At 39.2% G+C, this 22,982-nt stretch carries 23 protein-coding genes and 2 other annotated features; all 23 genes read left to right on the forward strand.

The window, feature by feature from the left end:
* Positions 1 to 2 precede the first annotated feature (2 nt).
* The 23 genes from MHB53_RS16465 (at position 3) to rpoB (ending at position 22,936) form a co-directional block, all read left to right on the forward strand.
* Entirely contained in the window at positions 3 to 551 is a 549-nt protein-coding gene (locus tag MHB53_RS16465; RefSeq protein WP_340924783.1) for a UvrB/UvrC motif-containing protein, read from the forward strand.
* Positions 548 to 1,621 carry a protein arginine kinase gene (locus MHB53_RS16470; protein WP_340920312.1) on the forward strand — a complete coding sequence of 358 codons (1,074 nt, stop codon included), beginning with the start codon at positions 548 to 550 and terminating at the stop codon, positions 1,619 to 1,621. Before MHB53_RS16465 ends, MHB53_RS16470 begins: the two co-directional genes overlap by 4 nt.
* An 11-nt stretch (positions 1,622 to 1,632) precedes the next feature.
* Entirely contained in the window at positions 1,633 to 4,071 is a 2,439-nt protein-coding gene (gene clpC / locus MHB53_RS16475; RefSeq protein WP_340920314.1) for an ATP-dependent protease ATP-binding subunit ClpC, read from the forward strand.
* Positions 4,072 to 4,227: 156 nt separating this feature from the next.
* The gene (radA, locus tag MHB53_RS16480; RefSeq protein WP_340920316.1) at positions 4,228 to 5,604 is read left to right on the forward strand and encodes a DNA repair protein RadA; all 1,377 of its coding nucleotides are present in this window, start codon (positions 4,228 to 4,230) and stop codon (positions 5,602 to 5,604) included.
* A gap of 175 nt (positions 5,605 to 5,779) precedes the next feature.
* Positions 5,780 to 6,871 (forward strand): PIN/TRAM domain-containing protein, encoded by a 1,092-nt coding sequence (locus MHB53_RS16485; RefSeq protein WP_340920318.1) that lies wholly within the window; start codon positions 5,780 to 5,782, stop codon positions 6,869 to 6,871.
* A 41-nt stretch (positions 6,872 to 6,912) separates the two neighbouring features.
* Entirely contained in the window at positions 6,913 to 7,608 is a 696-nt protein-coding gene (gene ispD / locus MHB53_RS16490) for a 2-C-methyl-D-erythritol 4-phosphate cytidylyltransferase (RefSeq protein WP_340920320.1), read from the forward strand.
* Between the two features lie 58 nt (positions 7,609 to 7,666).
* Positions 7,667 to 8,143: a 2-C-methyl-D-erythritol 2,4-cyclodiphosphate synthase gene (gene ispF, locus MHB53_RS16495; RefSeq protein ID WP_340920322.1), complete on the forward strand. Its 477-nt coding sequence runs from the start codon at positions 7,667 to 7,669 to the stop codon at positions 8,141 to 8,143.
* An 81-nt stretch (positions 8,144 to 8,224) separates the two neighbouring features.
* Positions 8,225 to 9,679, forward strand: a complete 1,455-nt coding sequence (gene gltX, locus MHB53_RS16500; RefSeq protein ID WP_340920324.1) for a glutamate--tRNA ligase — start codon at positions 8,225 to 8,227, stop codon at positions 9,677 to 9,679.
* Positions 9,680 to 9,714: 35 nt separating this feature from the next.
* Positions 9,715 to 9,952, forward strand: a binding site (T-box leader).
* A 202-nt stretch (positions 9,953 to 10,154) separates the two neighbouring features.
* Entirely contained in the window at positions 10,155 to 10,823 is a 669-nt protein-coding gene (cysE, locus tag MHB53_RS16505; protein ID WP_340920326.1) for a serine O-acetyltransferase, read from the forward strand.
* The gene (gene cysS, locus MHB53_RS16510) at positions 10,804 to 12,201 is read left to right on the forward strand and encodes a cysteine--tRNA ligase (RefSeq protein ID WP_340920329.1); all 1,398 of its coding nucleotides are present in this window, start codon (positions 10,804 to 10,806) and stop codon (positions 12,199 to 12,201) included. The genes cysE and cysS overlap by 20 nt, the downstream gene beginning before the upstream one ends.
* A gap of 4 nt (positions 12,202 to 12,205) precedes the next feature.
* The gene (locus tag MHB53_RS16515) at positions 12,206 to 12,628 is read left to right on the forward strand and encodes a Mini-ribonuclease 3 (protein WP_340920331.1); all 423 of its coding nucleotides are present in this window, start codon (positions 12,206 to 12,208) and stop codon (positions 12,626 to 12,628) included.
* Positions 12,625 to 13,368: a 23S rRNA (guanosine(2251)-2'-O)-methyltransferase RlmB gene (rlmB, locus tag MHB53_RS16520; RefSeq protein WP_340920332.1), complete on the forward strand. Its 744-nt coding sequence runs from the start codon at positions 12,625 to 12,627 to the stop codon at positions 13,366 to 13,368. The genes MHB53_RS16515 and rlmB overlap by 4 nt, the downstream gene beginning before the upstream one ends.
* Position 13,369: 1 nt before the next feature.
* Positions 13,370 to 13,879, forward strand: a complete 510-nt coding sequence (locus MHB53_RS16525; RefSeq protein ID WP_340920336.1) for an NYN domain-containing protein — start codon at positions 13,370 to 13,372, stop codon at positions 13,877 to 13,879.
* 70 nt (positions 13,880 to 13,949) lie between these two features.
* Complete coding sequence (gene sigH / locus MHB53_RS16530; RefSeq protein ID WP_340920338.1) at positions 13,950 to 14,600, forward strand: RNA polymerase sporulation sigma factor SigH; 651 nt, start codon at positions 13,950 to 13,952, stop codon at positions 14,598 to 14,600.
* 95 nt (positions 14,601 to 14,695) lie between these two features.
* Positions 14,696 to 14,845 carry a 50S ribosomal protein L33 gene (gene rpmG / locus MHB53_RS16535; RefSeq protein ID WP_340920342.1) on the forward strand — a complete coding sequence of 50 codons (150 nt, stop codon included), beginning with the start codon at positions 14,696 to 14,698 and terminating at the stop codon, positions 14,843 to 14,845.
* Between the two features lie 50 nt (positions 14,846 to 14,895).
* Positions 14,896 to 15,081: a preprotein translocase subunit SecE gene (gene secE, locus MHB53_RS16540; RefSeq protein ID WP_340920344.1), complete on the forward strand. Its 186-nt coding sequence runs from the start codon at positions 14,896 to 14,898 to the stop codon at positions 15,079 to 15,081.
* A gap of 250 nt (positions 15,082 to 15,331) precedes the next feature.
* Entirely contained in the window at positions 15,332 to 15,865 is a 534-nt protein-coding gene (gene nusG, locus MHB53_RS16545; RefSeq protein WP_340920346.1) for a transcription termination/antitermination protein NusG, read from the forward strand.
* A 159-nt stretch (positions 15,866 to 16,024) separates the two neighbouring features.
* A complete protein-coding gene (gene rplK / locus MHB53_RS16550) occupies positions 16,025 to 16,450 on the forward strand; it encodes a 50S ribosomal protein L11 (RefSeq protein WP_340920347.1) in 426 nt (141 codons plus the stop codon).
* A gap of 110 nt (positions 16,451 to 16,560) precedes the next feature.
* Positions 16,561 to 17,253, forward strand: coding sequence for a 50S ribosomal protein L1 (gene rplA / locus MHB53_RS16555; RefSeq protein ID WP_340920349.1), 693 nt, complete (start codon positions 16,561 to 16,563; stop codon positions 17,251 to 17,253).
* A gap of 50 nt (positions 17,254 to 17,303) precedes the next feature.
* Positions 17,304 to 17,448, forward strand: a sequence feature (ribosomal protein L10 leader region).
* A 33-nt stretch (positions 17,449 to 17,481) separates the two neighbouring features.
* Positions 17,482 to 17,979: a 50S ribosomal protein L10 gene (gene rplJ / locus MHB53_RS16560; protein WP_340920351.1), complete on the forward strand. Its 498-nt coding sequence runs from the start codon at positions 17,482 to 17,484 to the stop codon at positions 17,977 to 17,979.
* 46 nt (positions 17,980 to 18,025) lie between these two features.
* Entirely contained in the window at positions 18,026 to 18,388 is a 363-nt protein-coding gene (rplL, locus tag MHB53_RS16565) for a 50S ribosomal protein L7/L12 (RefSeq protein ID WP_340920353.1), read from the forward strand.
* Between the two features lie 142 nt (positions 18,389 to 18,530).
* Positions 18,531 to 19,133: a class I SAM-dependent methyltransferase gene (locus MHB53_RS16570; protein ID WP_340920354.1), complete on the forward strand. Its 603-nt coding sequence runs from the start codon at positions 18,531 to 18,533 to the stop codon at positions 19,131 to 19,133.
* A gap of 248 nt (positions 19,134 to 19,381) precedes the next feature.
* The gene (gene rpoB / locus MHB53_RS16575) at positions 19,382 to 22,936 is read left to right on the forward strand and encodes a DNA-directed RNA polymerase subunit beta (RefSeq protein WP_340920356.1); all 3,555 of its coding nucleotides are present in this window, start codon (positions 19,382 to 19,384) and stop codon (positions 22,934 to 22,936) included.
* Positions 22,937 to 22,982: the final 46 nt, after the last annotated feature.

Genomic DNA, 22,982 nt, shown 5'->3' on the forward strand with positions numbered 1-22,982 from the left:
AGATGATATGCCAGGAATGTAATGAAAGGCCGGCAACCTTACATTTTACAAAAGTTGTGAATGGCGAGAAAATGGTTATACAACTTTGCGAAAAGTGTGCACATGAAAAAAGTGAATTTTTTATGATGGATGGATCTGCAGGTTTCTCGATTAATGATTTGCTTGCAGGCATTCTGAATTTAGATAATGTTATGCAACAGCAACATGCACACCCTCCAACCGCAGCACATGTTATCCAATGTGGTGAATGCAAAATGACGTTTCAACAATTTATCAAGACAGGTAGATTCGGCTGTGCAAATTGTTACTATGCCTTCAAGGGACGGTTAACTCCTATTTTAAAAAGACTTCATAGTGGAAATATCATTCATGGTGGAAAAGTGCCTGAAAGAATTGGCGGTTCTATTCATATAAAAAAGAAAGTACAACAATTGCGTGCTGAATTAAACATGCTTATAGAACAAGAAGAGTTCGAAAAAGCCGCTAATGTACGTGATCAAATTCGCTCCCTCGAAAATAATTTAACAAATGAGGAGGGAAAAAGCTCATGAGTCTCGAAAAGTTCCTTAATAAGGCTGTAAGCTCTTGGATGTGTGCAGAAGGTCCAGATTCTGATGTGATCCTTAGTTCACGCATTAGGCTAGCAAGAAATCTCCGTAATTATAAATTTCCTACATTGTTTACAAATGAAGATGCTAAAAAAGTAATCAACGATATACAGGAGATTTTACACCATGGCGATTTTCAGCAATATGGTTCGATGGAATTATTAGTAGTGGATGAGTTAAAATCATTGCAAAAAAGAGTGCTTGTTGAAAAGCACTTAATTAGTCCTCGTCTTGCAGAGCATGCTTCTCATGGAGCGGTGCTCTTATCCGACAATGAGGACATAAGTATTATGATTAATGAAGAAGACCATATTAGAATACAATGCCTTTATCCTGGATTACAAATAAAAGAGGCGTTGGACAGAGCGAATGCGATTGATGACGTTTTAGAAGCTAAGGTAGATTTTGCCTTTGATGAGGATCTTGGGTATTTAACAAGTTGTCCGACTAACGTAGGAACGGGTCTAAGAGCTTCTGTAATGGTCCACTTACCAGCCCTAATTTTAACTAGCCAAATGAATCGGATTATTCCAGCCATTAATCAGTTAGGTCTTGTAGTGAGAGGCATGTACGGCGAAGGTAGCGAGGCTTTGGGAAATATTTTCCAAATTTCTAATCAAATTACATTAGGAAAGTCGGAAGAGGATATTGTTGGTGATTTAACAAGTGTGGTGCAGCAAATTATTGGACAGGAAAGATCTGCACGGGAAGCATTAGTAAAAACATCGAACATACAATTAGAGGATAGGGTTTTCCGATCATTGGGTATACTTGCTAATAGCAGAATAATTGAGACTAAAGAAGCGGCAGAATGTTTGTCAGATGTACGGTTAGGCATAGATACAGGATATATTAAGCATCTGTCGAAAAATATTTTAAATGAACTAATGATTTTAATGCAGCCGGGATTTCTACAGCAATATGCAGGAGGACCTCTCCGTCCTACTGAGCGCGACATAAAGAGAGCAGCGTTTATTCGAGAACGTTTAAAACTAGATGAAAGAGACTGTTAGGAGGAGATTATATGATGTTTGGTCGTTTTACAGAGAGAGCACAGAAAGTATTGGCATTATCGCAGGAGGAAGCGATTCGATTAGGACATAATAATATTGGTACTGAACATATATTGTTAGGGCTTGTCAGTGAAGGCGATGGAATTGCGGCGAAAGCTTTGTATGCTCTTGCACTTAGTCCAGAAATGATCCAAAAAGAAGTAGAAACATTAATTGGACGTGGGCAGGATAAAGCAGAGTCTATTAACTATACCCCGCGTGCAAAAAAAGTGATTGAGTTATCCATGGATGAGGCTCGTAAACTAGGTCATTCCTATGTCGGTACGGAGCATATTCTTTTAGGATTGATTCGTGAAGGAGAAGGAGTCGCCGCTCGTGTATTAAATAATCTTGGAGTTAATTTAAATAAAGCACGTCAGCAGGTACTTCAACTGCTTGGAAGTAACGAAGTAAATAATCATTCAGGTAGTGGTGGTTCACAAGGTGCAAGCACACCTACATTAGATAGTCTTGCCAGGGACTTAACTGCGGTCGCAAAAGAAGGAACCTTAGATCCGGTAATTGGCCGGAATAAAGAAATCCAAAGAGTGATTGAAGTGCTGAGCAGACGTACTAAAAACAATCCAGTGCTCATTGGAGAGCCAGGTGTAGGGAAAACTGCTATTGCCGAAGGGTTAGCACAGCAAGTGATAAACAATGAAGTTCCTGAGACATTGCGTGGTAAGCGAGTAATGACACTTGATATGGGGACTGTTGTGGCGGGAACAAAATATCGTGGTGAATTCGAAGATCGCTTAAAGAAAGTGATGGATGAAATCAGACAGGCGGGTAATATTATCCTGTTTATAGATGAACTTCATACCTTAATAGGTGCAGGTGGAGCAGAAGGAGCCATTGATGCTTCTAATATATTAAAGCCATCGCTAGCTCGGGGAGAACTGCAATGTATTGGTGCGACAACACTTGACGAGTACCGAAAATATATCGAAAAAGATGCAGCACTTGAACGCAGGTTCCAGCCGATTCAAGTGGATGAACCGACAGCAGAAGAATCAGTTCAAATTTTACAAGGACTTCGTGATCGCTATGAAGCTCATCACCGTGTATCGATTACAGACGATGCGATCGATGCAGCCGTAAAATTATCTGATCGTTATATTTCTGATCGGTTTTTGCCAGATAAAGCGATTGATTTAATTGATGAAGCTGGTTCCAAAGTGAGATTGCGATCTTATACGACACCTCCAAATTTAAAAGAGCTTGAATTGAAACTAGATTCTATTCGTAAAGAAAAGGATGCTGCAGTACAAAGTCAAGAGTTTGAAAAAGCAGCGTCCTTACGCGACTCAGAACAACGTCTTCGTGAAGAATTAGAAGAAACGAAGAAAACATGGAAAGAAAAGCAAGGACAAGAAAACACAGAAGTCACTGTAGAGGATATTGCATCAGTTGTGTCTAGTTGGACTGGAATCCCAGTTTCCAAACTTGCATCTACTGAAACAGAAAGGCTGCTGAAATTAGAAGAAATTTTACATTCGAGAGTGATTGGTCAAGAAGAAGCCGTGAAATCCATTGCGAAAGCAGTGAGACGTGCTCGCGCTGGGTTGAAGGATCCGAAGCGTCCGATTGGCTCATTCATATTCCTTGGGCCAACTGGTGTCGGTAAAACAGAATTAGGAAGAGCGCTTGCTGAATCTATGTTTGGTGATGAGGATGCGATGATTCGAATTGACATGTCAGAGTATATGGAGAAGCACTCAACTTCAAGACTTGTCGGATCACCTCCTGGATATGTTGGTTTCGAAGAAGGTGGGCAGTTAACTGAAAAGGTTAGACGTAAACCTTATTCCGTTATCTTGCTCGATGAAATTGAGAAAGCACATCCGGATGTTTTTAACATCCTATTACAAGTTTTAGAAGATGGTCGTTTGACGGATTCAAAAGGAAGAACAGTTGATTTTCGTAATACTGTACTGATATTGACATCAAACGTTGGTGCGCAAGCATTGCAACGTAATAAGTATGTTGGTTTTAGTATCCAAGACGGTGCACAAGATTATAAAGATATGAAAAGTAAAGTAATGGAAGAACTGAAAAAAGCATTTCGTCCGGAGTTCTTGAACCGGATTGACGAAATTATTGTTTTCCATGCACTTGAAAAACTTCATTTAAAAGAAATTGTGACTCTAATGGCAGATCAATTAATAAAACGACTGAAAGAACAAGAAATGGATCTTGAACTGACAGAGGCAGCGAAAGAGAAAATTACAGAAGAGGGATATGATCCGGAATATGGAGCAAGGCCTTTGAGAAGATCACTTCAAAAATTTGTTGAAGATCGCCTATCCGAGGAATTACTTAAAGGAAATATCGCTGCAGGGCACAAAATTGTGATTGATGTGGAGAATGGGGAATTTACAGTAAAGACGACTGAAACATCGGTTTCTTGATAATAAGAGTAAATTATATTGGCTAAAATGAAGATAGGTAGCTACTTCGACATTTTCACACTTTGTGGCAATGTCGAGGTAAACTACTTCAAATAGTTCAATATAAGTAGAGAGTTGAGAAATTTGAATTAAAATAGATGGAAAGGTTGTTGGGGATTGTCAAAGAAAAAAACAAAATTCATGTGTCAAGATTGCGGTTATGAATCCCCCAAATGGATGGGACGTTGTCCAGGGTGTGGAGAATGGAATAAAATGGTGGAGGAAACTGCGATTGTAGGCAAACAGCCGAAGCGTTCTTTTCAGCATTCAGCACCGGGTACACCTTCAAAAGCAGCCGCTATTACAACGATTGAAACAGATCAAGAACCACGTGTTACGACAAAAATGCAAGAGTTAAATCGAGTACTTGGTGGTGGTGTAGTACCGGGGTCATTAATTTTAATTGGTGGCGACCCAGGGATTGGAAAGTCAACATTGCTTTTACAAGTATCCGCTCAATTAGCGGTTTCGAGTCAAAAAGTTTTATACATATCAGGTGAAGAATCGATTAAACAAACGAAATTAAGGGCAGATCGTCTTCATGTATCCTCCCCAGAGTTATATATTTATGCGGAAACAAACTTGGAATCTATTCACCAAACAATTGAAGATATATCGCCAGATTTTGTTGTTGTAGACTCGATTCAAACGGTATATCATCCAGAAGTTACATCTGCTCCAGGTAGCGTTTCGCAAGTGCGTGAATGTACGGCAGAGCTAATGCGGATTGCAAAAACAAAAGGTATCGCTATATTTATAGTCGGACATGTGACGAAAGAAGGTGCAATTGCGGGACCGCGACTTCTGGAACATATGGTTGATACTGTACTGTATTTCGAAGGTGAGCGCCATCATACATATCGGATTTTAAGGGCTGTCAAAAATCGATTTGGTTCGACAAATGAAATGGGCATCTTTGAAATGAAAGAGGCGGGACTTGAAGAGGTAGCTAACCCCTCAGAAATTTTCCTAGAGGAGAGGTCTAAAGGTGCTTCTGGTTCTACAGTTGTTGCCTCTATGGAGGGAACAAGACCAGTCCTTGTTGAAATTCAAGCGCTGATTTCACCTACAAGTTACGGAAACCCTCGAAGAATGGCGACAGGAATCGACCATAATCGAGTGTCTTTATTGATGGCTGTTTTAGAAAAACGCGTGGGACTATTATTGCAAAACCAAGATGCATACTTAAAAGTTGCAGGAGGTGTCAAACTAGATGAGCCGGCAATTGATTTAGCGGTGTCCATTAGTATTGCATCTAGCTTTCGTGATCAACAGACAAGGGCTACAGATTGTATCATAGGAGAAGTTGGTTTGACGGGTGAGGTAAGGCGTGTCTCAAGAATTGAACAACGTGTGCAGGAAGCGGCAAAGCTTGGATTTGAAAGAGTTTTAATTCCAGCCAATAATATAGGTGGTTGGAAAATTCCAGCGGGCATTCAAGTAATAGGGGTCGGGACAGTTGGAGAAGCGCTTAAACAAGCATTTACAACATAATTATCACAGGGGAGAAATTGCTTTTCCTTGTGTAAAATTGACAATGGCAAATAATACTGCTACCTTTTTGTGAAGAAATAATTTTTATAAATGCTTAAATAAAAAAGGTTTGTTAATACTATGTTTTTTAATTGGGTTTATTGTTAATAATTACTACAAGGAGGTGACAAGATACATGTTAAAACGCATTGTACAAGTTTGTTTTTTGTTATTGGGAGGAACATTGGGCATTTTTCTAATTCCTGAAGGGTTGAAGTTGGTAAAGTTAGATGGTGTGGTCTTGATCAATAACCCCTATGTTTCGGCTATTATAGGTGCTATTATTTTTTATTTACTTACTTTTTGGGCTGTTGGTTATATCGTAAATATTGTGAAGTGGTTTGAAGATCGGCTTATTAAGGCTCCCATAACTGATATTATATTTGGAAGTCTTGGCCTTACATTTGGATTAATTGTCGCTTATTTAGCAGGACTTGCAATTAATCAAATGGAAATACCGATTTTAAAGTCATTTGTGCCTATTTTGCTCACTTTAATGCTAGGGTATCTTGGTTTTCAAGTTGGATTTAAGAAAAGGGATGAACTCATAAATCTATTTTCTATTAATCGCTCCGGAAAAAAACGTACTGAAGAAGCGGAGGAAGAAGAGAAGCCTGTTAAGAGTTTAAAAATCCTTGATACGAGTGTAATTATTGATGGGAGAATTGCTGATATCTGTCAGACTGGTTTTTTGGATGGGGTTATTGTTATCCCTCAATTTGTTCTTGAAGAGCTTCAACATATTGCCGACTCTTCTGATGCATTGAAAAGGAATAGAGGAAGACGTGGTTTAGATATTTTAAATCGTATCCAAAAAGAAATTGATATTCCTGTGGAGATGTATGAAGGTGATTTTGAAGAAATTCAGGAAGTGGATTCGAAGCTCGTCAAACTTGCAAAAATTTCAAATGGAATTGTTGTGACAAACGATTATAACTTAAATAAGGTATGCGAGTTCCAAAATGTGAGTGTTTTAAATATAAACGATCTTGCAAATGCGGTGAAACCAATTGTACTTCCTGGTGAAGAGCTCAATGTACAAGTCATCAAAGACGGCAAGGAATACAATCAAGGTGTCGCGTATTTGGATGATGGAACAATGATTGTTGTCGAAGAAGGCAGAAACTATATAGGTAAACGAATTGATGTTGTTGTAACGAGTGTTCTTCAAACATCAGCTGGTAGAATGATTTTTGCAAAGCCGAAATTACTGGAAAAGGCTTTATAAGAGGATTCCTACGCACTATATATGATAAGGGGATCAATAAAATGGATTATCAAGTAATTATTCCAGCTGCTGGATCTGGTAAGCGAATGGGTGCGGGCTATAATAAATTATTTTTAAAAATAGATACTCGCCCGATTATTCTCCATACTTTAAACGTTTTTGGAACGGATCCTCGATGTAGTAACATTATTCTGGTTATCCAGCAAGAAGAAAAGGATCTTTTTACGGAGCTACTTTTAAATAGCCGCTATCTATCGAAAATTAAGTTTGTATATGGCGGGGATGAGCGCCAGTTCAGTGTTTATAATGGATTAAAGGCAGTTGTAAATACTGAAATAATCCTTGTTCATGACGGTGCACGTCCATTTATTCGCTTAGAAACGATTGGACGTTTAGTAGATGTAGCAGCTGAAAGTGGTGCAGCTATTGCTGCTGTCCCTGTAAAAGATACGATAAAAAAGGCAGTTAACCTCGAAGTAGTTGAAACAGTGGAGAGATCCAGCTTGTGGCAGGTGCAAACCCCACAGGCTTTTCGTTTTTCTGTCTTGATGGATGCACATAGTAAAGCGAGTAAAGAAAAGTTTATAGGTACAGACGAAGCTTCTCTTGTAGAAAGAGATGGCCAGCTAGTGAAAATTGTAGAGAGTGATTATGATAATATTAAATTAACGACTCCAGAAGATCTTTATTTCGCTGAAGCGATCATGGTGAAACGGAAGCGTTTATCACAAAATTAAAGGGCAATAAACCTCAACGAATAAATTATCTAGGTGTAAGGAGAAAGGGGCATGAGTAATGTTAAGAGTTGGACAAGGTTTTGATGTACATAAGTTTGCTGAAAATCGACCATTAATAATTGGTGGTATCGAGATTCCGTATGAAAAAGGATTGATCGGTCACTCTGATGCAGATGTTTTATTACATACGGTGGCAGATGCGTGTTTAGGAGCAATTGGTGAAGGGGATATAGGACGTCATTTTCCGGATACAGATCCAAATTTTAAAGACGCTGATTCTGCAGAGTTATTGCGTCATGTTTGGAATCTTGTGAAAGAAAAAGGATATGTACTAAGCAATATTGACTGTACCATTATGGCGGAAAAACCAAAGATGGCACCACATATTGAAAAAATATGTGTGCGAATCTCGGAATTACTAGAGGCGGATCGGGGTCAAGTAAATGTTAAAGCGACTACGACTGAACGACTTGGTTTTGTGGGACGTGAAGAAGGAATTGCAGCTTTGGCCGTCGTCCTTCTTCAAAAAAGCTAGGCTAATAACGTAAGCTTTCATCATTTAATGAACTAATGTAAAATAGATAAAAGGAATTGAGATATTTGAGGAGGCATTAACATGTCAAAAGACATTCGGGTGCGTTATGCACCAAGTCCTACTGGGCATTTGCATATAGGGAATGCAAGGACAGCACTTTTTAATTACTTGTTTGCGCGTAATTTAGGCGGAACATTTATAATTAGAATAGAAGATACAGATCAAAAACGAAACATTGAGGGCGGCGAAGAGAGCCAACTTTCATATTTAAAATGGCTGGGAATGGATTGGGATGAGAGTGTAGATAAGGATGGAGGATATGGACCATATCGCCAGTCCGAACGTCTCGACATTTATAAAAAGCATTATGATGAATTATTAGAACGTGGACAAGTATATAAATGCTATTGCACAGAAGAAGAGTTAGAAGCGGAGCGGGAAGCTCAGATAGCACGTGGTGTGATGCCTCGTTATTCAGGAAAGTGTACAAACCTCACGAAAGAAAATCAGGCACAGTTTGAGGCAGATGGCAGACAACCAAGCATCCGCTTTAAAGTACCAAAGGCGAAAGTCTATACTTTTAATGACATAGTAAAAGATGAAGTTTCTTTTGAGTCGGATGGTATCGGTGATTTTGTGATCGTCAAGAAAGATGGCATTCCAACCTATAACTTTGCTGTAGCGATAGATGATCATTTAATGGAAATTAGTCATGTTTTACGTGGGGATGACCATATTTCTAACACCCCAAAACAACTAATGGTATTCGAAGCTTTTGAATGGGAGCCTCCTGTTTTTGGACATATGACGCTTATCGTAAATGACAGCCGTAAAAAGCTAAGTAAACGAGACGAGTCAATCATTCAGTTTATTGAACAATATGCAGATCTGGGTTATTTACCTGAAGCCCTTCTTAACTTCATTACATTACTCGGATGGTCACCTGAAGGAGAAGAAGAAATCTTTTCGAAAGAGGAAATTATTAAGATCTTCGATGCAGATCGCTTGTCTAAATCACCTGCAGTATTCGACAAACAAAAGCTTGCGTGGATGAATAATCAATACATGAAGAAACTTGATTTAGATAAAATTTTTGAACTATCGTTACCACATCTTGTTAAAGCGGGTCTAGTAAATGAAGAAAACCCGGAAGAAAAGGTGTGGGCAAGAAACATCATTTCTCTTTATCAAGAACAAATGAGTTATGGTGCAGAAATTGTAGAGCTATCAGAGATGTTTTTTAAAGATGCAATTGATTATGATGAAGAGGCACAAGTAATATTGGAAGAAGACCAAGTTCCAGATGTGCTCCAAGCTTTTTATGAAGAGATCAGTGCGCTTGATCCGTTTGAGGCTGGTGGCGTAAAAAAAGCGATTAAAGCAGTCCAAAAGTCAACGGGACAAAAAGGGAAAAAGTTATTTATGCCTATTAGGGTTGCTGTTACAGGGCAAACGCAAGGGCCTGAATTGCCAAATTCAATTGAATTATTAGGTAAAGAAAAAGTGAAAAGTAGGCTTGAGAGAATAAAAGGTTAACAATTAGAAGGAAATGTAATATATTAGAGATATAAATAAAAGCGTTGAAGAGGGAAAGTAAAAAAATGATGCTAATCAGAGAGAATCGCCATTGGCTGAGAGCGATTCAAGCCACTCATTTTTTGAAGTGCACCTTTGAGCCCTGAACCGAACGGTTGAAAAACCAATTAGGTGAAGGCGGGAACCTTGCCGTTAAGAAGGAGAAGCTGGGATTTTGCTGATATTATTAGTAAGGTCCAACCAGAGTGGAACCGCGCCAAAAGCGTCTCTGATTTTCAGAGGCGTTTTTATGTTGCTTTTTTCTAGAAGGGTAACTTTTAACAAGAGTTCCTTGTACTATTCGATGCCAACAAGCGTTTATATTGCCAGTGCTATTTGTTAATTTTTATTCATTCTTGACTCAAAGGCTATACACGTCGATATAGTTACATCAATAAATGCCCCGCACATACGCTGCTAGAAAGGGTGGGAAGCTATGATAAAACGAATGAAGGAAGATATTGCAACGGTATTTGATCAAGATCCGGCAGCGCGTAGTAGCCTAGAGGTTATCTTGACATACTCCGGTCTACATGCGATTTGGGCACATCGTATTGCACATGTACTTTTTAAAAGAAACATGTTTTTTATGGCAAGGGTCATTTCGCAAATGAACAGGTTTTTTACTGGAATTGAAATACATCCGGGAGCAAAAATCGGGCGTCGATTTTTTATTGATCATGGTATGGGTGTTGTTATCGGTGAAACATGTGAAATTGGAAATAATGTAACTGTTTTTCAAGGTGTGACACTCGGAGGAACAGGTAAAGAAAAAGGTAAGAGACATCCAACAATCGAGGACTTTGCATTAATAGCCACGGGAGCCAAAGTGCTTGGAAATATTGTCATTGGAGAAAACTCTAAGGTGGGCGCAGGTTCCGTGGTATTAAAAAATGTGCCACCAAATTCAACGGTAGTAGGAATCCCTGGTCGAGTGGTCATTCAAAATGGAATAAAAATGAATAGAAAACTGGATCATAATAATTTGCCTGACCCGGTTTCCGATAGGTGTTCGGAAATGGAAAACGAAATCTCTAAGTTACAGGCGGAACTCGAAAGTTTAATAGGAAAAGGAGAACAAGAAGATGGCAATCAAAATTTATAATACATTATCCCGAAAAAAAGAAACCTTTGTACCGCTAGAAGAAGGCAAGGTTAAGATGTATGTATGTGGTCCAACCGTTTACAACTATATTCATATTGGGAACGCTAGACCTGCTATTGTCTTTGATACAGTTCGCCGCTATTTGGAATATAGAGGTTATGATGTGAATTATGTATCTAATTTTACTGACGTAGACGATAAATTAATCCGTGCTGCTAATGAACTTGGAGAGGAAGTGCCTACGGTTGCGGAACGATTTATCGAGGCCTTCTTTGATGATGTAACCTCACTTGGATGTAAGGAGGCTAATCTTCATCCGCGAGTTACAGAAAATATGGATGTTATTATTGAGTTTATTGCGACGTTAATAGAAAAAGGATTTGCGTATGAATCTGCGGGTGATGTATATTACAGAACGAGAAAATTTAATGAATACGGAAAATTGTCACAGCAATCGATTGATGATTTAAAAGTAGGTGCGCGTATTCAAACCGGTGAGAAAAAAGAAGATGCGCTCGATTTCACCTTATGGAAAGCAGCGAAAATTGGTGAAATTTCATGGGATAGCCCATGGGGCGAGGGAAGACCAGGTTGGCATATTGAATGCTCCGCAATGGCGCGAAAGTATTTAGGAGACACGATTGATATCCATGCGGGAGGGCAGGATTTAACATTTCCGCATCATGAAAATGAAATTGCACAATCAGAAGCGCTGACAGGGAAAACCTTTTCCCGCTATTGGATGCATAATGGTTATATTAATATTGATAATGAAAAAATGTCTAAATCATTAGGGAACTTTGTTCTTGTACATGACATAATTAAACGTCATGATCCGCAAGTGTTACGATTTTTCATGCTTTCGGTTCATTATCGTAATCCAATCAACTACACCGAGGAATTATTATCCCATGCAGGCGCTGGACTAGAACGACTTAAAACATCCTATCAAAACTTACATTATCGTATGAATGCCAGTTCTAATTTAGCAGAAGACCAGGAGAAATGGGAAAAGGTAATATCGGAACTAAAAGCAACTTTTGTACGAGGGATGGATGATGACTTTAATACTGCAGATGGTATTTCTGTGCTTTTTGAACTTTCTAAACAAGCAAATTACTATTTAATGGAAAAGAACACGTCAGATAGTGTGATTCAATTGTTTTTGCGTGTTTTTGAGGAGTTATTTTCAGTCCTCGGTTTGCAACTTGAAGAGGAAGAATTACTGGACGAAGAGATTGATCAGTTAATCGAGCAACGTCTTGATGCAAGGAAAAATCGCAACTTTCAATTGGCCGACCAAATTAGGGATCAGCTAAAGGAGTTAAATATAATCCTAGAAGATACACCTCAAGGTACGAGATGGAAGCGAGGGTGATCTCATGTATCCTTTAGGGAAAATGATAGATTATAAACAATTAAATAGCTTAGCGCTTGCATATATGGGTGATGGTATTTATGAAGTGTATATTAGACAATACCTTCTGGAAACTGGTAAAACAAAACCAAATCGACTTCATCGCGAAGCTACACGATATGTCTCTGCCAAAGCCCAAGCATCTATCCTCAGAAAAATGGTGGAAGATAAATTTTTAAGTGAAGAAGAATTAGTCATTATGAAACGTGGTCGGAATGCGAAATCAGGAACCGTTCCTAAAAATACTGATGTCCAGACTTATCGATATAGCACCGCGTTTGAGGCGGTGCTTGGTTGGCTATACTTGGCGAATAATGTAGAACGAATGACGGAAATCATCGAAATGGCAATACAAATTGTCGACAGTAGAGGAGTGGAAACAAGATGAGTGAAGAATGGATTGCGGGGAAAAACCCAGTAATTGAAGCATTGAAATCGGAACGAGATATGAATAAAATTTGGATTTCAGAGGGATCGCAGAAGGGGCAAATGCAAGTGATTATCAAGCTTGCTAAAGAGCGGAAAGTCCTCGTTCAATTTGTACCGAAACAAAAAATCGATCAGATGAGTAAGGAAAATCACCAAGGGGTTATTGCGCAGGTTGCTGCTTATGAATATGCGGAAATAGATGATTTATTTAAAAGAGCTGCTGAGAAGGGAGAGGATCCTTTTTTTCTTATATTAGATGAGTTAGAGGACCCTCATAATCTTGGATCTATTTTAAGATCAGCTGATGCAGCAGGTGTTCATGGCATAATTATACCTAAGCGTCGAGCTGTAGGACTTACTGCAACGGTTGCTAAACTGTCGACAGGTGCGATTGAGTACGTACCTGTTGCTAGGGTGACTAATATTGCGAGAACGATTGATGATATAAAAGAGCGTGGAGTATGGGTGTTTGGTACAGATGCAAAGGAAAGTCAGGACTATCGAACGATGGACAGTACTCTTCCGCTAGCAATCGTAATTGGCAGTGAAGGAAAGGGGATAGGTCGTTTAATAAGAGATAAATGCGATTTCCGTATTCATTTGCCGATGGCAGGGCATGTGACATCACTAAATGCTTCAGTTGCCGCCGCATTGCTTATGTATGAGGTACATCGTAAACGCCACCCGTTAGAGGGTTAATATGAATATCCTTTTAGTTGATGGTTATAACATCATCGGTGCATGGCCTGAGCTTGTCAGTTTGAAAAATAAAGATCTTTCTGCTGCTCGTGACCGATTAATTGAAATCATGGGTGAATATCAAGGTTATACTGGATTTAAAGTAATTATTATTTTTGATGCCTATGAAGTAAGAGGGCTCGAGAAAAGGTATAGTAATTACAAAGTAGAAGTGATTTTTACTAAGGTAGAAGAAACTGCAGACGAACGGATCGAAAAATTGGCGATCGAGCTGAATAATATTAGAACACAAGTTTACGTTGCTACATCTGATTTCACAGAGCAATGGGCAATATTTGGACAAGGTGCGCTGAGAATATCAGCGCGCGAATTGTTAATTGAAGTGGAAAATGTAGAGCGGAAAATAATCGGTCGTGTCGTAAAAACAAGGGAAAATGCACCGACAGTTAAAATTCCATTAAGTAAAGAAGTTGCCGAAACTTTTGAAAAATGGCGACGTGGACAAAAATGAGTAGTTGACGCTTGAAAATTCTGTCATGTATAATGAACTTTATCTATTGCTTGTAAGGGCGGGGATTACAGTGATCTCGAATATCAAATTAGAGGATGACATTAGGTACGAATTAGTCGAAGATGAAAAGCTAGTTGAACTGGTCCATGAAGGGGAAAGCGATGCACTAGATTATCTCATTAAAAAATATCGTAATTTTGTCAGAGCTAAAGCCCGATCATACTTTTTGATCGGTGCAGATAGAGAAGATATTGTACAAGAAGGCATGATTGGACTTTATAAAGCAATTCGTGACTATAAAGGAGACAAGCTTGCTTCGTTTAAGGCTTTTGCCGAACTCTGCATCACGAGGCAAATTATTACCGCAATCAAGACAGCCACCCGTCAAAAGCATATTCCACTCAATTCGTATGTATCCTTAGACAAGCCTATTTTTGATGAAGAATCAGACCGAACGTTAATGGACGTTATCTCGGGATCAAAAATATTAAATCCTGAAGAGTTGCTAATTAACCGTGAAAAATTTTCTAGCATCGAAGGGAAGATGGTCGAGTTATTAAGCGACTTGGAAAGAGAAGTTCTTTCTCTTTATCTAGACGGACGTTCTTATCAGGAAATTTCTGAAATGCTAAATCGACATGTGAAGTCTATTGACAATGCATTACAAAGAGTGAAACGTAAGCTTGAGCGCTATTTAGAAATCAAGGAATTCACTGTCTAATAATAAACCTTATTGACAGAAAGAAAGTTCCATGATACTTTTTATAGGATATTCAAACAAATTTAGATGAAATAAAAAGAGCAGGTGCGATAAAGGTGAAGAAAAGAATCTCTTTGGCTTGTGCAGTCTGTGGTTCACGCAATTATTCAACTGATGGAAGATCCGCATCGACAGTAAAGCGGCTAGAAATCAAAAAACATTGCAAACGCTGCAACGCACATACGATGCATAAAGAAACAAAATAATTTTATTTATTCGTGATTATCATTTTTATACAATTGTTGGAGGTACGTCCATGACAAGCTTAACTCAATTTTTTCACAATGTAAGCTCAGAAATGAGAAAAGTAAGCTGGCCGAAGCGAAAGGAACTAACTAATTATACTATTACAGTTATAACAACTGTTGTTATATTAGCCTTGTTTTTCGCGATAGCTGACCTAGGAATATCAAAAGTGATCCGCTTTTTATTGGATTTATAGATAATAAACAGCTTATTTTAACCTACATGCTTGTATAATATGCATCCTTACATGGTATAATAAAAGTTAAATAAAAATATTTTACAAAAGCCCGGTCATCGGGTTTTTTCATTTGGTTAAAGAAAGTGAAACGAATAAGCGAATGTCGCCTAAGCCCACCGCATTACATAGCATTATGGATGCTTAAGATCTCCGCGGGAGCTAGACGAATGAAATAGTATGGGGAGGGAAGGACGAAGAGTCCTAGTAAATGGAGAAAAACTGGTATGTAGTCCATACGTATTCTGGATACGAAAATAAAGTAAAAGCAAACCTTGAAAGACGTGTAGAGTCAATGGGTATGCAGGATAAGATTTTTCGTGTCATTGTCCCGGAAGATGAAGAGACTGATATTAAAAATGGAAAAAAGAAAATAGTAAAGAGGAAGGTATTTCCTGGGTATGTTTTAGTAGAAATCATTATGACAGATGATTCTTGGTATGTTGTGCGTAACACACCAGGTGTGACAGGGTTTGTCGGATCATCAGGCTCTGGTTCTAAGCCTACTCCTATGCTGCCTGAAGAAGCTGAGTTTATTTTGAAGCGGATGGGAATGCAAGAACAGCGTGCTGAAGTAAACTTTGAACAAGGTGAGACGGTAACGGTTAATGAAGGGCCGTTTGCTAACTTCACAGGTAAGATTGAAGAGATGGATATTGACAAAGGAAAAGCGAAAGTAATGGTTAATATGTTCGGGCGCGAAACTCCTGTTGAACTAGACTTTTCGCAAATTGATAAAATATAATTTGAAACAACTTGAAATCTTAGGCTATTAGTGTTAAAATTTTTAGGTCAGTAGGTCTCAATACGAGTGACTGTACAATATATAATGATTTTCTATTCATAGGTTGAGTGGGAGGGGAAAACCCTATTACCACATCACGGACTTAAGGAGGTGTGTCTCGTGGCTAAAAAAGTTATCAAGCTTGTAAAATTGCAAATTCCCGCTGGCAAAGCGAACCCGGCTCCACCAGTTGGACCGGCACTTGGTCAAGCAGGTGTAAATATCATGGGATTCTGTAAGGAGTTTAACGCTCGTACAGCGGACCAAGCAGGACTAATTATTCCTGTTGAAATCACTGTATTTGAAGACCGTTCTTTTACATTCATCACAAAAACTCCGCCTGCAGCTGTTCTTCTTAAAAAAGCAGCTGGTATTGAATTGGGTTCTGGTGAACCGAATAAAAAGAAGGTTGCGGTTGTTAAACGCGACAAAGTACGTGAAATCGCTGAAACAAAAATGCCTGACCTAAACGCAGCTAGCGTTGAAGCGGCTATGCAAATGGTAGAAGGCACTGCGCGCAGCATGGGAATCACAATCGAAGACTGATCCCTTGTGTAAAAAGAAGTTGTTTGTTGGAGGGAGGCTGCGATAGTGTCGGCCTTCCTTTATTCGTGGGAGGTTATTCCGCTAAAACCACATTACAGGAGGAAATTAAAATGGCTAAAAAAGGTAAAAAGTACACAGAAGCTTTAAAGCTTGTAGACCGCTCAAAAGCATACTCTGTAGAAGAAGCAATTGAACTTGTAAAGAAAACGGATTATACAAAATTCGATGCTACTGTTGAAGTGGCAGTTCGTCTTGGAGTAGATCCTAAAAAAGCTGACCAACAAATTCGTGGGGCAGTTGTACTTCCAAACGGTACTGGTAAAACGCAACGTGTACTAGTATTTGCTAAAGGCGAAAAACTTAAAGAAGCAGAAGCTGCTGGTGCGGATTACGTTGGAGATGCAGAATATATTAACAAAATCAATCAAGGTTGGTTTGAATTTGATGTAATCGTAGCTACTCCAGATATGATGGGTGAAGTTGGTAAGCTTGGTCGTACACTTGGACCAAAAGGCTTAATGCCGAATCCTAAGACTGGTACTGTAACTTTTGATGTAACGAAAGCAGTGAATGAAATTAAAGCTGGTAAAGTTGAATACCGTTTAGACAAAGCTGGAATCATTCATGTGCCAATTGGTAAAGTTTCTTTCGACGAAAGCAAACTAGTTGAAAACTTTAGCGTTATTTTAGATACATTGAATAAAGCGAAACCTTCTGCAGCGAAAGGTACTTACATGAAGAACGTTACAGTGACTTCTACTATGGGACCTGGCGTGAAAGTTGACCCATCATCTAGTATCTAAAAAAAATTGACAGTTAGTGTATCATTTGATACAATTCTATCTGTTGTAAATTATAAAAAACATTTGTACCGTAGACAGCAGGGGCATAAAGCTTAATAACCTGCCGAGGTCATTGCGATATAAATCATCTGATTTGAAGGATGAGCGCATGAAACCTCCATGTCTATAAAATGTGGGGGTTTTTTGTTGGTATAAATGTCCATTTAAAAGGTTTTAGGAGGTGTAAAGATGAGCAAAGTGATTGAAACTAAAAAACAAGTTGTAAATGAAATCGCTGAAAAGCTAAAAACAAGCGTTTCTACAGTAGTTGTGGACTACCGTGGGTTGAACGTTGCTCAATTAACAGAACTTCGTAAACAGCTTAGAGAAGCGGGAATCGATTTTAAAGTTTATAAAAACTCTATGACTCGTCGTGCTGCTGATGATGTAGAATTATCTGGTCTTAACGAAGTATTAACTGGACCGAATGCAATTGCATTCAGCGCGGATGATGTTGTAGCTCCAGCTAGAATTTTGAATAACTTCGCGAAAGCAAACGAAGCTCTTGAAATTAAAGCGGGTGTGATCGAAGGAAATATCGCGACAGTGGAAGAAGTGAAAGCATTAGCTGAACTTCCATCACGAGAAGGGTTACTTTCTATGTTGCTTAGCGTTCTTCAAGCTCCTGTTCGTAATCTTGCTCTTGCTACAAAAGCAGTTGCGGATCAGAAAGAAGAAAGTGCATAATCTTAGATTCTAAAAAAACAAATAATATTAATGGAGGAAATATATCATGACTAAAGAACAAATCATCGAAGCTGTCAAAGAAATGACAGTTCTTGAACTAAACGATCTAGTTAAAGCAATTGAAGAAGAATTTGGTGTAACTGCTGCTGCTCCTGTAGCTGCTGCTGGTGCTGCTGCGGGTGAAGCTGCTGCAGAACAAACTGAATTTGATGTAGTGCTTACAAGCGCTGGTTCATCAAAAATTAAAGTTATCAAAGTTGTTCGTGAAATCACTGGTCTTGGCTTGAAAGAAGCAAAAGAACTTGTTGACAACGCTCCGAAAGCAGTTAAAGAAGGCGTATCTAAAGATGACGCTGAAGAAGTTAAAGCTAAACTTGAAGAAGTTGGCGCTGGCGTAGAAGTTAAGTAATTACTATGTGAATTAAAAGCTCGCTGATTATCCGGCGGGCTTTTTTTCGCTCATTGATAGCGGATTATAAAAAAGATCTGTTATGAAAAGATAATTGCGGTAGGAAAGATTTCTTTTTTTTAACTCGGGGAGGTGGACTCTCTTGTCTGATCATTATTATTCACACACTCCTAAGGTTGCGAGTGAGCCGAAATACTGGGATGCTGAATTGCGCGATCACACGTTTCGATTCAAAACGGACCAAGGTGTTTTTTCCAAAAAGGAAGTAGACTTTGGATCGCGTTTCTTAATTGAAAAGTTTGAGATGCCCAAAGTAGAGGGTCCTCTACTAGATTTAGGGTGTGGCTATGGTCCAATTGGTCTTAGTCTTGCAAAAGGTTTTCCAAGTAGAGAACTTCATTTAGTGGACGTGAATGAAAGAGCACTTGCACTTGCGCGGGATAATGCAGTGTTGAATGCAATTGAAAATATTGAAGTGTATGAAAGTGATCGCTTTGATGGAATTGATGTAAAAGAATTTGCAGCTATTTTAACTAACCCACCAATTCGGGCTGGAAAGCAAGTTGTTCATGATATCTTAGAACAAAGCTTTCAATATTTAATCCCTGGGGGCGAACTATGGGTTGTCATTCAAAAAAAACAAGGTGCGCCATCAGCGCAAGCGAAATTAGAGGAAATTTTCGGACGTGTAGAGATCGTGGCGAAAAGAAAAGGCTACTATATTCTTAAAACATCAAAATATTGACTCTTTAAAAACCTTGTGATAGCATTGTAAGATGCGAATATAGTGTTTTAACTTCATCCTAAACTATTCCTAATGAGTATGGAATATGGATAAGTTGGAAAAGATTATATAATATATAGTAATTATTGTAAGAAATGTGGTTTTTAAAAGAAAAACCATTTTTCTTTTTGTCTTATGTTTTCACAGTTTTTCTAGGTGAACTAGAGAAACTGATGACATTAAAACGTTTGATTTGAGGGGTGAATCAGTTGACAGGTCAACTAGTTCAATACGGACGGCACCGCCAGCGCAGAAGCTTTGCGCGTATTAGTGAAGTATTGGAGCTGCCGAACCTTATCGAAATCCAATCTTCTTCTTACCAATGGTTTCTTGATGAGGGCTTAAAGGAAATGTTCCAAGATATATCACCAATTGAAGATTTTGCCGGAAATCTTTCATTGGAATTTATTGATTACAATCTCGGCGAACCTAAGTATTCTGTTGAAGAATCAAAAGAGCGCGATGCTACATATTCCGCTCCTCTTCGTGTTAAGCTACGCCTTGTGAATAAAGAAACTGGAGAAGTGAAAGACCAGGACGTATTCATGGGGGATTTCCCATTAATGACGGAAATGGGTACTTTCATTATTAATGGAGCTGAACGGGTAATTGTATCTCAGCTTGTTCGTTCACCGAGTGTCTACTACAGTGGAAAACTCGATAAGAACGGAAGGAAAGGCTTTACAGCCACAGTTATCCCTAACCGTGGGGCATGGCTGGAATATGAAACAGATGCCAAGGACGTTGTTTACGTTCGGATTGATCGTACACGGAAACTACCGGTAACGGTTCTTTTACGTGCACTCGGTTTTGGTTCTGATCAAGAAATCATCGATTTAATAGGTGACAACGAATATCTCCAGAACACGCTTGAAAAAGATAACACGGAGAGCGTTGAAAAAGCTTTATTAGAAATTTATGAGCGACTTCGTCCGGGAGAGCCTCCGACAGTAGAAAACGCTAAAAGTTTGCTAGTGTCTAGATTCTTTGATCCAAAGCGTTATGATCTTGCGAATGTAGGTCGTTATAAACTTAATAAAAAGCTTCATATAAAGAATCGTCTATTCGGGCAACGTGTCGCTGAAACTTTGGCTGATCCTGAAACAGGCGAAATTATTGTAGAAAAAGGTACATTACTTGATCGTCGTACGTTGGATAAAATTATTCCACATCTTGAAAATGGTACAGGGTTTAAATCCTTCGACCGTCAAAGTGGAATTATAGATGATGACATTGTTATTCAGTCTATTAAAATTTTCGCTCCGTTTAGCGAAGAAGAGAATGTTATAAATGTAATTGGCAACGCCTATGTAGATGAGATAACAAAGAATATTACACCAGCAGATATCATTTCATCGATTAGTTATTTCTTCGATTTACTTTATGGAGTTGGAGATACGGATGATATTGACCATTTGGGTAATCGCCGCCTGCGTTCTGTAGGTGAATTGTTGCAAAATCAATTTAGAATTGGTTTGTCACGAATGGAGCGAGTGGTAAGAGAGCGTATGTCTATCCAAGACATTAACACAATCACCCCACAGCAATTAATTAATATCCGTCCTGTGATCGCATCAATCAAAGAATTCTTTGGTAGCTCGCAGCTGTCACAATTCATGGATCAGACAAATCCGTTAGCAGAATTAACTCATAAACGCCGTTTGTCTGCACTAGGACCTGGTGGATTAACTAGAGAACGTGCAGGAATGGAAGTTCGTGACGTTCACTATTCTCACTATGGACGTATGTGTCCAATTGAAACACCAGAGGGTCCAAATATAGGATTAATTAACTCTTTATCATCGTTCGCTAAGGTGAATCGCTTTGGATTTATTGAAACGCCGTACCGCCGAGTTGATCCTGAAACAGGCTTAGTTACGAAGCAAATCGATTATCTCACAGCAGATGAGGAAGATAATTATGTAGTTGCACAAGCGAATGCTCCTCTTTCTGATGAAGGTGCATTTATAAATGATGAAGTAATCTCTCGTTTCCGTGGTGAAAATACGGTTGTGAGAAGAGATAGAATTGATTACATGGATGTATCTCCAAAACAGGTTGTTTCAGCAGCGACAGCATGTATTCCATTTTTGGAAAACGATGACTCTAACCGTGCCTTAATGGGTGCGAACATGCAAAGGCAAGCAGTGCCGCTCATGTTACCTGAAGCTCCACTTGTTGGAACGGGTATGGAACATGTATCTGCAAAGGATTCGGGCGCAGCAGTAATTTGTAAGCATGATGGAATTGTTGAACATGTTGAATCGCGTGAAGTATGGGTGCGTCGCGTTCAAGATGTCGATGGCGAGGAAATTAAAGGTGATTTAGATAAATATCGCATGCAGAAATTTATCCGTTCTAACCAAGGGACATGCTACAACCAACGTCCAATTGTAGATATAGGTGATCGAATCACTAAAGGTGAAATTATTGGTGATGGACCTTCAATGGATAAAGGTGAGCTAGCATTGGGACGAAATGTACTCATCGCATTCATGACATGGGAAGGCTATAACTATGAGGATGCAATCATCATGAGTGAACGCCTTGTCAAAGATGATGTCTATACATCAATCCATATAGAAGAATACGAATCAGAGGCACGTGATACAAAACTAGGCCCTGAAGAAATGACACGTGATATTCCGAACGTCGGTGAAGATGCACTTCGTAACCTTGATGATCGTGGAATCATCCGTATAGGTGCTGAGGTTAGAGACGGCGATCTGCTTGTTGGAAAGGTAACGCCTAAAGGTGTTACAGAACTTACTGCGGAAGAGCGTCTGTTACACGCTATCTTTGGTGAAAAAGCGCGTGAAGTCCGTGATACATCGCTACGTGTTCCACACGGTGGTGGAGGTATCGTCCTTGACGTCAAAGTGTTCAACCGCGAAGATGGAGACGAACTCCCACCTGGAGTAAACCAACTTGTTCGTGTGTATATCGTACAAAAAAGGAAAATCTCCGAAGGGGATAAAATGGCGGGACGTCACGGAAACAAAGGTGTAATTTCGAAAATACTTCCTGAGGAAGATATGCCGTATATGCCTGACGGAACTCCAGTGGACGTCATGTTGAATCCATTAGGTGTACCTTCTCGTATGAACATCGGTCAAGTGCTTGAAATGCATCTAGGTATGGCTGCAAGACATCTAGGGATTCATATGGCATCACCTGTATTTGATGGTGCTACGGAGGAAGATGTTTGGGAAACAATTGAAGAAGCAGGCATGGATCGTGATGCGAAAACAGTTCTTTATGATGGTCGTACTGGTGAGGCTTTTGATAACCGTGTTTCTGTAGGGGTTATGTATTTAATTAAACTTGCGCATATGGTTGATGATAAACTTCACGCAAGATCAACTGGACCATACTCGCTCGTTACGCAACAGCCACTCGGAGGGAAAGCTCAGTTTGGTGGACAGCGTTTTGGAGAGATGGAAGTATGGGCACTTGAAGCCTATGGAGCTGCTTATACGCTACAAGAGATTTTAACTGTTAAATCGGATGATGTTGTTGGCCGTGTGAAAACATATGAAGCGATTGTGAAAGGTGAAAATGTTCCTGAACCGGGCGTGCCTGAATCGTTTAAAGTATTAATTAAAGAATTGCAAAGTCTTGGCTTAGATGTAAAAATCCTTTCAGGTGATGAAGAAGAAATTGAGATGCGTGACTTGGAAGATGAAGATGATACTCATCAAGCTGATACATTAAATATTGCGCCGGACGCAAAAGTGGAAGAAACTGCTGCATCTAAAGAATAATGTTGAATGCAAGCAATAAGGGTAGAACCTGTAGACGAAAAGGGAG

The sequence above is a fragment of the Bacillus sp. FSL K6-3431 genome (assembly GCF_038002605.1).
In the GTDB taxonomy this organism is placed as follows: domain Bacteria; phylum Bacillota; class Bacilli; order Bacillales; family Bacillaceae_C; genus Lederbergia.